Origin of the sequence: Limosilactobacillus gorillae (assembly GCF_001293735.1) — a bacterium.
GTDB classification, from domain to species: Bacteria; Bacillota; Bacilli; order Lactobacillales; family Lactobacillaceae; genus Limosilactobacillus; species Limosilactobacillus gorillae.
Genome location: NZ_BCAH01000033.1, coordinates 1 through 15,969, shown reverse-complemented (window position 1 = coordinate 15,969; position 15,969 = coordinate 1). Strand labels below are relative to the sequence as shown.

At 42.1% G+C, this 15,969-nt stretch carries 12 protein-coding genes and 1 pseudogene; 7 read left to right on the top strand and 6 right to left on the bottom strand.

Annotation, left to right across the window (positions count from 1 at the left end):
- Positions 1-11: 11 nt before the first annotated feature.
- The 5 genes from carB to AOQ57_RS06085 all read right to left on the bottom strand — a co-directional run bounded on the left by carB (position 12) and on the right by AOQ57_RS06085 (position 7,600).
- The gene (gene carB / locus AOQ57_RS06105; RefSeq protein ID WP_093626215.1) at positions 12-3,191 is read right to left on the bottom strand and encodes a carbamoyl-phosphate synthase large subunit; all 3,180 of its coding nucleotides are present in this window, start codon (positions 3,189-3,191) and stop codon (positions 12-14) included.
- Entirely contained in the window at positions 3,191-4,309 is a 1,119-nt protein-coding gene (gene carA, locus AOQ57_RS06100; RefSeq protein WP_093626213.1) for a glutamine-hydrolyzing carbamoyl-phosphate synthase small subunit, read from the bottom strand. Before carA ends, carB begins: the two co-directional genes overlap by 1 nt.
- Positions 4,275-5,564 (bottom strand): dihydroorotase, encoded by a 1,290-nt coding sequence (pyrC, locus tag AOQ57_RS06095; RefSeq protein WP_093626211.1) that lies wholly within the window; start codon positions 5,562-5,564, stop codon positions 4,275-4,277. The genes carA and pyrC overlap by 35 nt, the downstream gene beginning before the upstream one ends.
- Positions 5,564-6,514, bottom strand: coding sequence for an aspartate carbamoyltransferase catalytic subunit (locus AOQ57_RS06090; protein WP_174498198.1), 951 nt, complete (start codon positions 6,512-6,514; stop codon positions 5,564-5,566). The genes pyrC and AOQ57_RS06090 overlap by 1 nt, the downstream gene beginning before the upstream one ends.
- 528 nt (positions 6,515-7,042) lie before the next feature.
- Entirely contained in the window at positions 7,043-7,600 is a 558-nt protein-coding gene (locus tag AOQ57_RS06085; RefSeq protein WP_093626208.1) for a PH domain-containing protein, read from the bottom strand.
- Between the two features lie 1,971 nt (positions 7,601-9,571).
- Here AOQ57_RS06085 and AOQ57_RS06080 point away from each other — a divergent pair.
- From AOQ57_RS06080 to AOQ57_RS06055, 4 genes and pseudogenes are all read left to right on the top strand, one after another.
- Positions 9,572-10,177 (top strand): hypothetical protein, encoded by a 606-nt coding sequence (locus tag AOQ57_RS06080; protein WP_093626206.1) that lies wholly within the window; start codon positions 9,572-9,574, stop codon positions 10,175-10,177.
- Positions 10,178-11,050: 873 nt separating this feature from the next.
- Positions 11,051-11,446: a FlgT C-terminal domain-containing protein gene (locus AOQ57_RS06070; RefSeq protein WP_093626202.1), complete on the top strand. Its 396-nt coding sequence runs from the start codon at positions 11,051-11,053 to the stop codon at positions 11,444-11,446.
- Between the two features lie 399 nt (positions 11,447-11,845).
- Positions 11,846-12,232 (top strand): ImmA/IrrE family metallo-endopeptidase, encoded by a 387-nt coding sequence (locus tag AOQ57_RS08420; protein WP_157686486.1) that lies wholly within the window; start codon positions 11,846-11,848, stop codon positions 12,230-12,232.
- Positions 12,233-12,304: 72 nt separating this feature from the next.
- Positions 12,305-13,084, top strand: a pseudogene (locus AOQ57_RS06055) (DUF4393 domain-containing protein).
- Here the strand turns inward: AOQ57_RS06055 and AOQ57_RS08225 are convergent.
- Positions 13,041-13,199, bottom strand: coding sequence for a hypothetical protein (locus tag AOQ57_RS08225; RefSeq protein ID WP_162200221.1), 159 nt, complete (start codon positions 13,197-13,199; stop codon positions 13,041-13,043). The pseudogene AOQ57_RS06055 and the gene AOQ57_RS08225 overlap by 44 nt on opposite strands.
- Before the next feature lie 104 nt (positions 13,200-13,303).
- Here AOQ57_RS08225 and AOQ57_RS08330 point away from each other — a divergent pair, with 104 nt between their 5' ends.
- The 3 genes from AOQ57_RS08330 (at position 13,304) to AOQ57_RS06040 (ending at position 15,797) form a co-directional block, all read left to right on the top strand.
- Positions 13,304-13,798, top strand: a complete 495-nt coding sequence (locus AOQ57_RS08330; RefSeq protein ID WP_235789017.1) for a DUF6978 family protein — start codon at positions 13,304-13,306, stop codon at positions 13,796-13,798.
- 65 nt (positions 13,799-13,863) lie between these two features.
- Positions 13,864-14,601, top strand: coding sequence for a DUF1828 domain-containing protein (locus AOQ57_RS08400; protein ID WP_093626194.1), 738 nt, complete (start codon positions 13,864-13,866; stop codon positions 14,599-14,601).
- Positions 14,602-14,804: 203 nt separating this feature from the next.
- A complete protein-coding gene (locus AOQ57_RS06040; RefSeq protein WP_093626192.1) occupies positions 14,805-15,797 on the top strand; it encodes a tyrosine-type recombinase/integrase in 993 nt (330 codons plus the stop codon).
- Positions 15,798-15,969: the final 172 nt, after the last annotated feature.

Genomic DNA, 15,969 nt, shown 5'->3' with positions numbered 1-15,969 from the left:
ATTATTCTCCTCTATAGTTCGGTGGTTCTATAAGACTTCATTTCTAGTGCGCATAGCAGGGCAGCAACCGTGTCCAGAGCGGTTAAGAGCGGTACATGGTGCTCAATGGCGGTCTGACGGATGATGAAGCCGTCAGAATTCTTCTCATCATCATGCCCCATTGTATTGATCACCAGGTCAACTCCCTTATCCTTAATCACGTCCAAGATGGCTGGTTGCCCGGCCTCATTAAGTTTGGCAACTGTGGTGGTCGGAAGACCGTGTTTTTTCAAAAAGCTAGCTGTCCCGCAAGTGGCAAACAGCGCAAAACCAATCGCATTAAACCGCTTGGCTAGAGGCAAAATTTGGGCCTTGTCACCATCTTCAATGGTTAACAGGACAGCGCCGTTATTTGGTACGGCCATCCCTGCTCCGGCGAAGGCCTTATCGAGTGCCTTTTCAAAGCTCACGTCCGCACCCATCACTTCCCCAGTCGACTTCATTTCAGGACCTAGGTAGGAATCGACATCACCAAGTTTGGAGAAGGAGAAGACCGGCGCCTTGACATAAACTAGTTGGCTTTCTTGGACGAGCCCGCCCTGATATCCCTGCTCAGCTAAGCTGGTACCCATGATCACCCTGGTAGCCAGTTGGGTCATCTCAATCTGTGTTACCTTGGATAGAAATGGTACTGTCCGACTGGCGCGCGGGTTTACTTCTAAAACATAGGCTTGATTGTCGTGAATGATGAACTGGATATTCATCATCCCAATACACTTAAGGGCGACGGCCAATTTTTTCGTGGCATCTTCAATTTGGGCCTTAACATCATTCGATAGGGACTGAGGTGGGTAGACGGCCATCGAATCCCCAGAGTGAACCCCGGCATGTTCGATGTGCTCCATGATTCCCGGCAAGAGAACACGCTCCCCGTCACAAATTGCATCAACCTCACATTCGGTCCCCTCTAAATAGGAATCAACCAGGATCGGGTGACTCCCCGTGACGGCCTCGTTTTGGTCAAGATAGGCTTCCAGTTCAGCCTGATTATCAACAATCTCCATTGCCTTGCCCCCGAGCACATAGCTTGGCCGAACCAGGACCGGGTAGCCAATTTCTTTGGCTGCGTCCAGCACCCCTTGGCGACTAGTGGTGGTCATCCCAATCGGTTGACGTAACCCCAGGTCCTTGATGACCTGATCAAAGGCTTCCCGGTCCTCAGCGGCATCAAGATCCTTTACGGTCGTACCAAGGATCTTAATCCCATTTTCCTCCAGTCCGGCAGCCAAGTTAATTGCCGTTTGGCCCCCAAACTGAACAATGACGCCGATTGGTTGCTCCAAATCGGCCACATTCAAGACATTTTCTAGAGTTAGGGGTTCGAAGTAAAGTTTGTCTGATACTGAGAAATCAGTTGACACCGTTTCGGGATTGGAGTTAATCACGATTGCTTCGTAGCCCATTTTTTGTAAGGCCCGAACACAGTGAACGGTAGCGTAATCAAACTCAACCCCCTGGCCGATCCGAATTGGTCCCGCACCAATCACTAGAACGGATGGCCGGTCAGTACGCTTGCTCTCGTTTTCCGCTTCATAAGTGGAATAAAAGTAGGGCGTTGCCGAGTCAAACTCCCCTGCACAGGTGTCAACCATCTTATAAACCGGCACGATCCCGTTTTGCTTACGAAAGTTACGCACCGCGATTGGTGACCGGTTAACCAGTTGGGCAATCGTAGCGTCAGAGTAGCCATCCTGCTTGGCCTGGCGAATAGTGGCTGGTTCCAAGCCAGCCCGGGCAATTTGTCCTTCCTCTTTAACCAATCCCGCCACGATATCCAAGAAGTAATGGTTAATCTGAGTAAGCTCGTGAAGATCATCTAAGGAGTACCCCCGCCGAAAGGCCTCAGCAATGTAAAAGAGGCGGTCGTCTTGAGGGTGTACCAACTTGGCCTCTAACTCGCGGTCACTTGCCTCTTGAGCCTCCCTTGATAGCAAGTCCTTTTGGTCAATCTCCAAGGATGCAATCGCCTTTAACAGGGCTTCTTCAGCCGTCCGCCCAATTCCCATCACCTCACCGGTTGCCTTCATTTGGCTCCCCAGTCGGCGATCGGCTTTGGAAAACTTATCAAAGGGCCAGCGCGGAATTTTAACGACCACGTAGTCCAGGGCCGGTTCAAATTGGGCATAAGTTGTCTTGGTGACCGGATTCTTGACCTCGTCTAGGGTTAACCCTACGGCGATCTTGGCTGCTAACTTGGCAATCGGGTAGCCAGTCGCCTTCGACGCTAAGGCTGAGGAGCGAGAAACCCGCGGATTAACTTCAATCACGTTGTAATCATAAGAGTTAGGGTCCAGGGCCAGCTGAACGTTGCATCCCCCCTCAATCTTGAGGGCTGAGATCAACTTCAAAGCACAGTCGCGCAGGCGCTGATACTCACGGTCAGACAAGGTTTGACTGGGGGCAAAAACAATTGAATCACCAGTGTGGATGCCGACCGGGTCGAAGTTTTCCATGCAGCAAACAACCATCGTATTATCAGTGGCATCGCGCATAACCTCAAACTCAATCTCCTTAAAGCCCGCGATCGACTTTTCAATCAAGCACTGAGTGGCTGGCGAGAGCTCAAGGCCATTCTTAGCAATTTCGGTCAGCTCAGTCTCATTGTTAGCCAGCCCCCCACCGGTTCCCCCCATCGTGAAGGCGGGGCGGACGATGACCGGGTAACCCACCATCTTAGCAAAGTCAAGGGCCTGGTCGACCGTTGCTACCGTCAGGGACGCCGGGACTGGTTCGCTAAGTTCTTGCATCAGTTCCTTAAACTTTTCGCGGTCCTCGGCCTGGTCAATTGAAGAAAGCTTAGTACCTAGCACCTCAATGCCCATCTCATCCAAGATACCCGTCTTATTAAGGGCGACGGCTAGATTCAAGCCGATTTGTCCACCCAAAGTCGGTAAGAGCGCATCCGGTGCTTCTTGGCGTAGGATCCGGGTGATGGTTGCAACGGTTAGTGGCTCGATGTAAACATGGTCAGCAACTTCCTTGTCAGTCATGATTGTGGCCGGATTAGAGTTAACTAAAACGGTTTCGTAGCCCTCCTCTTTAAGGGCCAGGCAGGCCTGAGTCCCCGAGTAATCAAACTCGGCAGCTTGACCGATGATAATCGGTCCTGAACCAATTACCATGATTTTATGAATGTCAGTGCGCTTCGGCATTAATTTTGTCCTTTCTTACGTTGGTCAACGAGGCTGATGAAGTCATCAAAGAGCTGATCGGCATCATGAGGACCTGGAGCGGCGTCGGGATGGAACTGAACGGAAAAGGCCGGGTAGTGTTTATGACGAATTCCTTCCACAGTTTGGTCATTTAGTTCCAGGTGGGTGATTAAGAGCTTTGTTGGATCAATTGAGCTAGCATCGACGGCGTAACCATGATTTTGGGAAGTAAAGTTTACCGCACCGGTAGCCACGTTTTTGACCGGATGATTGAAACCACGGTGACCAAACTTCATCTTAACTGTCTTGGCACCATTAGCCAGCGCCAGGATCTGGTGGCCCATGCAGATACCAAAGACTGGCAGGTGTTGTTCAACTTCAGCCACCATCTCGACAGCCCCCTTCATCTCTAGGGGATCACCAGGGCCGTTTGAAAGTAAGACCCCGTCAGCATGCAGACTCAAGATCTGCTTGGCCGTAGCATTGTATGGTAAGACGATCACGTTACAGTCCCGCTTAGCTAGTTCACGCAGAATCGAATGCTTAATGCCAAAGTCAACCACAACGATGTTACGCTTGGTTCCCGGGTTGGGATAGGGATTCTTGGTTGAAACTTGGGGAATAACATTTTTCATCGGGGTCGCCTTCTTTAAATCGGCGATAACTTGGGTAATTCCTTCAGTTTGGTCAACTAGTCGTCCCCGCAAGGTACCGTAACGGCGTAGCTTTTTAACCAACGCCCGGGTATCAATTCCCTCTAAGCCGGGGATACCCCGCTGAGTTAAGAAGTTATCTAAAGTATCTTGCATCCGCCAATTAGTCGCCACATGGGCGAGTTTACGGCACACAACCCCCTTAATCTGAGGAAGCAGTGACTCATTATCATCAAGATTGACGCCATAGTTGCCAATCAAAGGGTTAGTGAAGACCAGAATTTGGTTAGCAAAGGACTGGTCGGTAATCGCCTCTTGGTAGCCCGTCATTCCGGTGGTAAAGACCACTTCACCAGTTGTTTCCTGATTCGCTCCAAAGGCCGTCCCCTGGTAGATGGTCCCATCTTCTAATACTAGGTAGCGTTGCAAATTAGTCCTCCTTTCGCCGGTAAACCACCTGACCATCCACCATTGTCAGTACAGTTTGACCGTAAACAGTCATTCTGGTAAAGGGGGTGTTACGTCCCTTGGACAAGTAATCACGTTGGTCAATGACGTAGGCATGGTCTAGATCAAAGATGGCGATATCAGCGGGTTTCCCAACCTCCAAACGCCCCGCTTCGGTTAAGTTAAAGGCCGCTGCCGGGTTGGTGGCCATCAGATCCAAAAGCCGTTCTAGCTTCAAGAGTCCAGCCTTAACCAGTTTGGTGTACAAGAGAGCAAAGGCGGTTTCGCTCCCGGTGATCCCGTTAGCACCGCAATAAAAGTCAGTTCCCTTGTTTTCTTTGGTGTGGGGGGCGTGATCGGTAGCGATCATGTCAACCGTACCATCGTTTAAGGCCGCCACCAGAGCCCGCCGATCTTCTTCATGACGCAGGGGCGGGTTCATTTTATAGTTGGTATCGTGGCCATCAATACATTCGTCTGATAATAACAGGTGGTGCGGGGTCGCCTCACAGGTCACTCGGACACCATTTTGCTTGGCAAAGCGGATCATTGCTAGACTATCCTTAGTTGAAACGTGGCAGACATGGTAGTGAACTCCGGTGGCCTTGGCCAAGGCAAGGTCCCGCGCTACCTGGGAGGACTCAACAACTTCCGGGCTACCTGGCAAGCCTAGGTATTTAGCCCGCGCCCCTTCCGTCATTACACCACCAAAGAGCAGTGACTCATCTTCCACGTGAGCGGCTAGAGGTAAGCCCACTGCTTTGGCGGCTTGCATTGCCCGGTACATGGTACCAGCAGATTGAACACCATTACCATCATTAGAAACAGCGAAGGCACCGGCCTTCTTCACCCCGGCCATGTTAACCAGTTGATCACTGGTCCGACCGGTCGTAATGGCGCTGTACTGGGCGATGTGGACCAGGCCATCTTTTTGATTTTTGGCAATCATCTGGGCCACTTTTTCCGGAGCATCTGGAACCGGATCGACATTTGGCATTGCACCAACCGTGGTAAAGCCACCATGAGCAGCCGCCGCCGATCCAGTCTTAATTGTTTCCTTTTCAGTTTGACCCGGCTCGCGGTAGTGGACATGCACGTCAACCAATCCCGGACTTACCAGCAGGTTACCAGCGTCAAATTCTACGTAATCATCGGTTAAGTATTCATGAAGATCCTTACCCAGTGCTCGGATAATACCGTCTTCGACCAGGAGGTCTTCGTTGACCAGGTGACCCTCATTAAAGACAGTCCCGTTTTTGATCAGAGTCTTCACTATTCCAGTCCTCCTAACTTACGACCGCGTAAAACGGCTTCCAACATTGCCATCCGCATGAAGACCCCGTTTTCCATCTGGGTTACAAAGGCTGATTTTGGTGCTTCGACCAGTGAGTCAGCTAATTCGACGCCGCGATTGATCGGACCCGGGTGCATGATAATTGCTTCTGGCTTCAGGCGACTATAACGTTGTTCGTTGATTCCATAGTGCTCGTGGTATGCCTGAGCGGAAAAGGTTCCCTCGTGAGCATCTCCTTCATGGCGCTCATGTTGAACCCGCAGGAGCATCATAACGTCAACTTCTTCAACCAACTCATCAATTGGGCAGAACTTACCGTACTTATCAAAGGCGTGGTCGTACCAGTATTCCGGACCGGAGAAGTATACCTCCGCCCCTAACTTGTTTAAAATTTCCATGTTGGAGCGAGCGACCCGCGAGTGGGTGATATCACCAACGATGGCCACCTTAAGACCCTTAAAGTAACCAAAGTGTTCGTGAATGGTCATAATATCGAGCATGCATTGGGATGGGTGTTGACCTGACCCGTCGCCCCCGTTAACGATTCCCAAGTCTAAATAATGCCCCGCTCCTGGGTTGATTAGCGGACGATAGTAGTTATTTTCGGAGGCTCTAATCACTGTTAGGTCGACCCCTAACGCATCTAAGGTTAAGCAGGTATCATAAAGGGTTTCACCCTTTTTCATTGAGGAGTGCGAGGCATCAAAGGGAATTTCAGTTAAGCCTAGCTTCTTTTCGGCCATTGCAAAGGAGGTGTGGGTGCGGGTGGAGTTTTCAAAGAACATGTTAGTGACATAGACTGGTTGGCTAAGGCTTGGTGCAACGGCACCGCTTTTGAACTCTTCAGCCCGACGAATAAGGGCGTTGACCTGGTCAGTCGTTAAATCTTCAACCGAAACAAAGTGAGGTAAGGAAACCAGGTTTTCAATCAATTGGGTAGTCATGAAGCATTCTCCTTTTCTATTTGCCCCAAGAAAAAACCTCTCCGGGGCACGTGCTTGCTCCAGAGAGGTTGATCGCTACCACAACTGTTCACTTCCAGCCTTTGGTAACCATTTTGCCCTCACGGGAGCAATTTGATGGTTTAATTCTCGGCTGTCCCAAAAGAAAACCCTTCACTTCAGCTTCCGCCGCAAGTGAAGGGTTCAACGGGCCCCACGGGGGGCATTACTCCGTTACCTTTCTAGCCTCACGGGACTAGCTTAAAGGACATCTGATTGCTTAATACTGTACCCCCCTCCTCCCACAGTGTCAAGATAAAATTAAAACTGTTATGTAGGCCAGTTTTGGAGATTGTGGTTCAAAATGTCGTGATTCACAGATTACTGAAAATTGTAAATATACCCATATTACTAAAAATAAAACTAATATCCCCAGCTGATCACATTCACTTAGGTAGTAAAGTTACTACAATGAACGCGGTTTGTTTAAATACCGATGACTACTAGTGCATCTTGCTAAATTCCTAGCAATTGCTTCTTTTTTTCCTGAAATTCTTCTTCTGTGATTACGCCCTCATCAACTAATGGCTTGAGTTTGCGAAGTTCGACGATGAGCTGGTCGGTATCTGTGGGCTCGTCATGAGTCGGGAATACCGGTTGTTCGTTATTCTTTAGAAGCGACTTGTATTTCTCCGCTTGCTCTTTTATAGCATTGGCCATAACGGGAGCGTCTTGCTTCTTGACATTTTCTAGCTTGGTAACGGTTGCTCCGTTAGTAACGGAAATTTTGCCTAAAACAAGGCCTTTTTCGTATGACACCCCGTTTACCATATCCAGCGGAATTTCCGTCGACTTAATACCATAAAGCAATCCCTTGTCTAGCATTAGAATGCGTCGATTAGTCAAAATGCATAGAACCGTGTTTCCATCATCAAGGCCAGAGCAACCATAGATAATCGTTTCGTTGTCGGTCAGAATTTTAGGAAGTTCCTTCACTTCTCGCTTTGTCCCGAAAAGATCCTTGATTCCAACCTGTTCCATTTGCTCTTTAATTTCATTTAACGAGTAAGACATGTATTTCCCTCCAATACTTCAAAATAATCTATTTAATATCAAAAATTATGGTCTACTTATTATTTTTTTAGCTTTATTTTAAAATCCTCCCATACAGTTTTTAACCTCGATCAAGCCACCACTCATCTTTTCATGTAAAGGGAAGAGGATATAACTTGAGAGGTGGTTCCTCCAGGCTATACTATAGCAGGCGATTAACTCCGACATTAAATCGTTTTCATGTTCTTTCTGTTATTATAACAAATAACCCATCGTCTTTTAGTTGCATCCATCAACTAATTCCTCTCCACCTCTACTAGATAATTATCTCATATATCCACGTCATATAATGTCGTTCTCATAAGAAATTTGTAAAAAAGAGGCTAGAAAAATCTCAACCTCTTTATAAGACCTTACTTGTCGTGACGTTCAGGAGTATGTGCGTTTTTACCAGTCCGTTCATGGAATTACTGATGATATACCACAATGGTGTTAATGTTGTGTCATTGCCGGTTTTATTTGTACTTATATTATGTATAATTAATAATATATCATTACTTTTTCGAATCTTTGCTACCCAATACCTACTTTACAAACTACTTTTTTCGTAGAGCTTTAATAATAGTCGTAGCTTTCATGCTAGCGGTAGTCACTACCAAAGTGTGACCAAGTTTTCGTTAGGACCCTTCTGGCTATTTTTCTTTGCTTTATCGCAAATTGGTTTTAACGTAACTATTATTCACCCTCCCAAAAAAACTTTAGCAGCTTCTACATGTTAAAACATACGGAAATAAAGGTTCGAGCCTTAACTTTCACCCTATTTTCGCTTAACTCTTAAAGAAAGTATCATAACAGACTGACTAAGAAATCAGTAACTTCAAGTTAAAAAGAAATGTCTGGTTGGACATCTTCCTTCAAGCACTTTTTTGCATACTTTGGGCGATGCTTTTTCAGAACTATCAACTCCTTAGTACCTTACTTAATATATAGCTATAAAAGAGCAGGTAATTTACGAATATCCCGTAAACCTCATTCTATGCTATATAGTTATATTGACCGTTAAGCCGAACCTGCATGTGGAATGTATGCGTATTAACCTCCACACGCGACCAGGTTTGTCATTTGCCTACACGCCTGGATTTAAATAATGGATACCACTATCAACATACAGCCCAGTAGTATTTATATTTGACATTGAGCTACCCGACTGAATAAACGTACCTGCATCGCTAATTGATGTCAGTATAAACAACTTGTCGTACCGGACTCTTAGCTTACTACCATCGTCTTTTAGCCGATTAGCAATCAGATTATTCTCAGAAAAACTGATACCACCGTTGAGTGAGCTCAAGTTGTAAAATTTATATCCTACCGGTTAAACGTAATGCCACTCCCATCGGATTTAAAATTAATTAAACCACCATTAACCGCTATGTAGTTGATTGTGAACTTACACTGACTGATTATGGTGTCATAGCTCGAGCCGCAATTGTAGATCTCATTTTTATCGATAGGAGATCGCTCACTATTAGCCCTTGTTGTTCAAATTTAATCTATTCCTATTGATCACATCACTGATCGCTGTAATCAGTATCGTCAAGGTCAGGTAAGACGACTTGAAAAACGAATTGGAGGCACCTAGTTCCGGTACTTGATTTGCACCTGAAACTTGGCAAGAGTTTTAAGTAACTCGCTAATATTCCCTTCAAGATTGAATAGGTAACTTGTTAGGCGAGGCTGTTCTTAGTAGATGACGTAACGCTAGTTACCTTGCGGTTAGATTAGCTGTTGTTCAGAATACGGTTGGTTTTATTGGTTACTCCTATTCACGTCTTTCTCTTACTAGCTTCCATCATTACTAACAATGACTGAGAAATTTTAGTTTTTCTTACATCTCTAGATTGACTTAATCCAGCAGAAATCCGTACCTCTTTTGAAAGTGTTCCTGACACCTTACCCCTTTTTGATGTGATATGTAGATGTATAATTGAAATGAAAGTGAGGTTAAACTATGTCATTAGATCAATCAATATTAATTTGGGCTTTATTAGGGCTTTCGGCCGCTGGAAATTATTTCCAATACAAACTCTCTTGGAAAATCAAAAATTCGTTCACGAGTTGGAGACAAAGCGATTAGAACAAGAAAAGGAAAGCAATGACAAGAATTGTGAATTTCAAGCCGAGATCACTAAGCTAAATAACGAACTTAAAATAAATCTCGAAAAAGATTCTCAAACTTTTCAGATTAATCAAACAAAGTTGGATAAATCATTAATAATTAAGCAGAATTTAATTCCTGAAGTTAAGTCTGTTTTTATTAGCTACTTAGCGATAACGGTCGGTGAAATTAGTGATTCTAAAACATTTCCCATTCTATTCTCTCAAAATCAACACCAACTTGAAGCACAAGTTGTGTTATATTGCCCAAAAGTTGTCAAACTCATTAATGAGTTTAAAACGAACAATGATAGTTCAGTGGTCAAAACTGATCTGGATTTGAGCCCAGAAAATAAATTAATTGAACTTTTGGAAGAAAAAATTATCCCTGTTCTATCCGAACAGTTATTATTGATCGATTCAACAGCTGACGATAGATAACCGAATTCTTAATTTCCTCATTTAGTCGCTTTTGTAACATTATATCTCTAGTTAAATCATTAGCCATCCAGCGTTGCTAACTCTCTGCTTAATTTAATAAGCGTTTCGTTCTACCATTTTCTATTTCCTTTCCTAGTTATTAAGGTCTTAATCAACCTTAAAAGTATCAGGCTAAGTCACTTAATGTGAGAGGTGGTAGAAAATAAAAACCATCTTTAATTGAACGGACAACTCATTTACTGTATTTAGCCTCGTTCAAAAGCTTATCTACACAATCTTTTTTACAAACTTATTAATATTTCTTTGCTGATAAAAAGAATTAAAATAGCTTTTACAAACATCTATTCTAAACTTTCTTTTTTTGGTAAGCTATAGCATCTTCAAATCCTATGTCGCTTTATGCTTGCAGAGTGGTAATTAACTTCTTGCCAATGGTTTAATTTACTTATAAAGGAGTGAAAAAGATCTTCTGGAAATTATTTAAACACGCTATATGGCCTCCTTACATGACTTACACAATAGCAACAATTACCTCCATTTGGGCATTACTGGAGGGGATGCGGTCGTTTACACCTTGGCTCAACCGAATATCCGTATATATATTTATTGGATACTTGATAGTTCTGCTAGTTGCCTATTTAGTGTGTATTATGGCTTACTCTTACAAACTACAACAAACTATAAAAGAATTGTCAGATAATAACAACGGGCTGATAAATCAACACACGTTGGACTCGAAGGACAAAAAGCATCTTAAAGATCAATTAAAACTCCAACAATTGATTACTTGTATATTAATTAACGAAATTCCAAGTGATAACTTACCTGCTGTTGAATCAAGGCTAAATATTATTAAGGAAGTGCATAATATTGATGAAAGAAATGAAAATAGCAAAGATAATTAGTACAAAGCAAATCGTTATTAATGCAGGATCTAATTATGGTTTAAAAGTCGGAGACAATCTAGAAATTATCGATAAGTTTGGTGATGATCCTATCATTGATCCTGATACCGGTGAAAGCTTAGGGACTCTTGATATAATCAAAGGAACTGTAGTCGTAAGTAAGGTATATGCTCATATGGCAATTGCTGATTCACCCAAATCATCAGTGATCTCTGACCTTATGCAGCATGACTATTTAGCACCAGCCTTATATGGAAATGCTATCCAAAAAGATTTAAATGTTGATCCTTCACAAATAACCGGTGGTTTCCCCGAACCTAGTGATCAGCAAATCCATATTGGCGATATTGTGATTAAGAGATAAGAGTAATCCAGCTTAAAAGCTAGGGTTGGAAGTTAAAACTAGTGGAAACGCTATTTCAAATGAGTCTCCCAGTATTTCAAATAGCGATGATAAGAATCATCATACCGAAGAAAAATAAATGAACAAGGAAAGATATAAAAAAACTAGTTTTGAACTCTTTTACTGCCAAAGCGACTAGCGTATAGCGTAGCAATTACGATAGAAATCAGAGCGCTTGGCTCAAATCTATCTGTAAATGCTTTAAATATGTCTTCCCTCCCCCTTTTCCCTTTAATTTTAAATTAATACGAACTCGTCTTTAAAGACAAAAAATTTAAGATGACGATAAGTACTAAAGCTCCTTCAGAATCAAGGTGACAAAATTAACCGAGATTAGCAACTACCCAGAAAAGGTAGCCCTTGACCATAATATCAACGTTATCTAGACCGATAAGCTGGCTTCCTGAAACCCCACCGGGATGTTCGCTCCACTATCGCAATATAGTTATGAACCTTAACTGGCATCGTCCTGCTGAAGTTTCGTTCCAACTTGCTCACGAGATTTCGCACATCTTAAATGGCGATGAGACTGATATTTGTTTCTATCACGCCACTTTTACCGGTAAACAATCCGTTGAATATAAAGCGAACACAGGCGCCGTTAAACTCTTAGTTCCATTCTATTGCCAAAATGTGCCGAAAGAAAGCATTAACGTGTATGACTTTATGGAGAGTCAGGTACCAAGCTATCTCGACAACGCAGTTAAAGAAGAAGTACACAACTACTATGTTTTAAACAGATACTAAAGTATGTCCAAACGTGATCGACGCTAAAAGCTGAAAAATAAAAGCCCTCTCCGAAGAAAGGACGTGAAGAATATGGACCCAAATCAAATAATTAGTTCTGGAATAGATGTTTATAATTCATTACCTCTATCAACTCAAGAAGCTATGTTAAATCCTGCAGCCAAAACATTAGGTGAGGCACTAGATGGTGCTACTACGGTTATTTGTTCTCCACTTATAATGCTTGGGACTGTATCAAAAGCTTTATTAAAAAAATTCTCTACAGAAATTGACAATAAAATAAATGAGATTCCCTCAGAAAACCGAGACATTTCTAAATTAGGCTTAGTAATTAAGGCAATGGAAGAATCACGATATCAGTTGAATGAAGATGACATTCGTAAGATGTATGTCAATTTAATTGCATCAACGGTAGATAATTGAAAAAATACTGTTATCAATCCAAGATTAGCGACTGTTGTCGCACAGTTTGGTCAAAAAGAAGCCGAGTTTCTCAAAATAATCTATCAACAGCAAGAACACCAAATGCCATTCGGATATCTTGTTATTAAAAACGATAAGAATGCTACCACTAGAAAAATAACAAGTTATTTATGTAGTATTGACGATGAATCATATCTATTTGGAAAAGATGAAACTATTGACATCTTTAATTCATTAGGAATTATAGAGTCCCATCAAGATTTTTGGCTTTCTTCATCTATATATGAATCTCGTTATCAAACCTTAGAAAATCTTCTTAAACAAAAAGTTAATATAAACTTAGGCGAAAATGAAAGCTTCAAACTAAATAAATGTTATTTGAAACTTAATTCGTTTGGCTCTTCCCTTTGTCACTGTATTTTTGAATAAGCAGCTTAATTGCGGCTACCCGCTCATAGTTTAGAATAACCCTATCTATTCCTTGAAAGTCATCATGTAATATAACCTGACCATTAATAATTTCAAACAGATTTTTCTCAGACATTTTTACACCTCGAACATTAGTTTTCTTAATTATAACAAGCATACTTGATTTAAATAAACCCCATCGAAATTGACTACTTTAAAGGGAGACATATTTTAAAAGATATGATTAATAAACTCGATATTGAAAATCTGGATAAAGCTACAATTAAACAATTAATAAGCGCTGAAAAGTATCCTGATAATGAGATGGAATATAATGACATAATTAATCAAATAGAACAATCGTTAATCATTTACAGTAATTCATATCACTGTAAAGCTACCGATACGAATAGAAAAATCGTTTACGACTTTCAAATGCATACAACACCATTAGAGACAAATTTTTCAATTGGACTAATGTTTACTGAGTATGATATTCATCTGGTACGCTTTGATTTCGGTAATAATTTAAGACACAAAAATAATGTGGGTTCTTCACAAGAAACTGTTGTGCTAGGGTCACATGTCCACTTCTATGCTCATGCTAATAAGTACATCCCTAAAAACGTTGTTCCTATAGGTAGTATCAAAGAATTTGTTAACATCTCAAAAATAAAAGATGCGCTGTTAAATTTCATTGACTATACTAATATCAAAACAAGTGAGAGGAGGTAATACCACGTGAATGCTATCAACTCTAGGATTCTTAAAAAAATTATTATTCCTGGCTTAAAGAAGAACTGGTTTTTTCCGAAGTTGGTAATGGTTATATATCCATCAGCACTCCGTTTTTAGATAACGATTTCGACAACATTAATCTATATGCACGAATTGTTTTTCCTGATGAAATTGAAGTTTCTGATTTTGGCTATACTCTATATAATTTAGAATCCTTAGGTATAAAAATCAATAAACGATCTAAAACCGCCTGGAGAATTTATGAACAGACCATTAATAATTTTGGCGTTTCTCAAAAGAATGGAATACTGTTTATCAAAGCACCAGTTAATAAGTTTCCAATTGCAAAGAATAGACTATTGCAAGCTATTCTTCGTATTAACGATATTGCCTACCTTAATAAGAATAACTTCAAAGAAGTATTCAACGATTTACTAAGTAATTTCTTTAAAGAACATAATATCCTTTTTACATCTAATATTGAGATTGCTACTGGTAGTGGGACATCATCATACTTTGACTTTTCTATTCCAAACTCTTCTGGAGTTGAACGGCTTGTCAAAACATCGGCACGGCCTAATGACTCCGCAAGCGCTAAGGTATTTAATTATGATGTCATAGCAACCGCTCCAATTAGAGATAAAGCCGTATTTTACTATGTAGTTAATGATGTGGATCGTAAGAAGCGTGTCTCTAAAGAAACAATTGAAACAGCAACTCGCGGTTTAAGTACGAATTTAGCTGGAGTAATTAGTTACTCAGATGTTTTGAAAGACAATAACATTTTGGTAAATAACTAAAGCCCACTCTAAAATGGGTGAGCTTAATTTTTACGTATTAAACGAACGTACGTTTATTAATAAAGGAAGGATATTATGTATGTTGTCAAGCGCGGAAAAAATACAGATTCACAGAAACCTATCGTGACCCATTAACTAATAAACGTCGACTAGTTTCAGTTTCATTAGCCAAGGATACACAGCAATCTAAGAATCAAGCCCGAATGATACTGCAAGCTAAGATTGCTAAGATCATGAGTCAGGTTAATCATATTGAAACGATTCATGGGATTTCCTTGCAAAAACTAGTTAACGATTATTTGAACAACTATAAGCCTCGCGTCCGTCGCTCAACCTATGCGAATGCTGAGATGATGTGCAGATCGCTGGTCAAGTCTTTAGATAAGGATGCGCTGATTGAGAAAATCACTCCGCTAATCTTAACGCGGACCATTGAGAATATGATTTATGGCCCACAACACATCTCGAATGCTTATGCATCCAAGTTTAAGATCTTTCTGCATCAGCTATTTGCTTTTGCGGTCAAGAAATCCTATCTAAACAGCAACCCTGCTGAGAAGTTAGAAATTGCCTATCGCCCCAGTGAAGGTGGCAGCTTAACTCGCAGCAAATTTTTGGAAACCTATGAGCTTAACCGTCTGCTTAAGTATGCTTATAAGCACAATACCTACGCTGTTCTCTGTGAATGTCAAACCGGGATGCGTTGTGGCGAAGCGTTGGCGCTGAGTGTATCTGACGTTGAAAAAACGGTAGACGGCTGGGTTGCCCACGTTAATGGCATGCTTGAGTATACAGGACTTAAGGTGGACGCCTGGCACAAGATCGATCAAACAAAAACGCCCACCGAAATGCGCGATGTTGCGCTATCCAAGCAGGCTGTCGAAATCTATCATGATAGATATGCTTATGCTGACGGACACGGCTATCTGTTTACTACGAAGAATCATACACCAATTCAGATTTCAGCATTCAATACTTTCTTACGAAATACAGCCAAAAAGTTGGAAATAAACAAACCGGTCGGCTCTCATATCTTCCGTCATACTCACATCTCAAAACTGGCTGAGCTTAGTGTGCCGATGTATGCCATCCAGCAGCGAGTTGGCCACTCTAACAGTCGAGTTACTCAGGAAATCCACACTCATGTTACACATGAAGCGCTTGTGAAAAATCGTGATAAATTGGAAAATTTATAGCAAAGTGTCTGCCAATTGTCTGCCACAAGCTTTTTTTAAATCCACAAACTCAATCTGTATTTTTTAAATTAGAGCAAAAGAAAAACCCTTGCAGAACAAGGGTTTTAGCAGTCGTAAGACTACTTAACGTCGCGGCGACGTTCAGGAATACGTGCACTCTTACCAGTCCGTT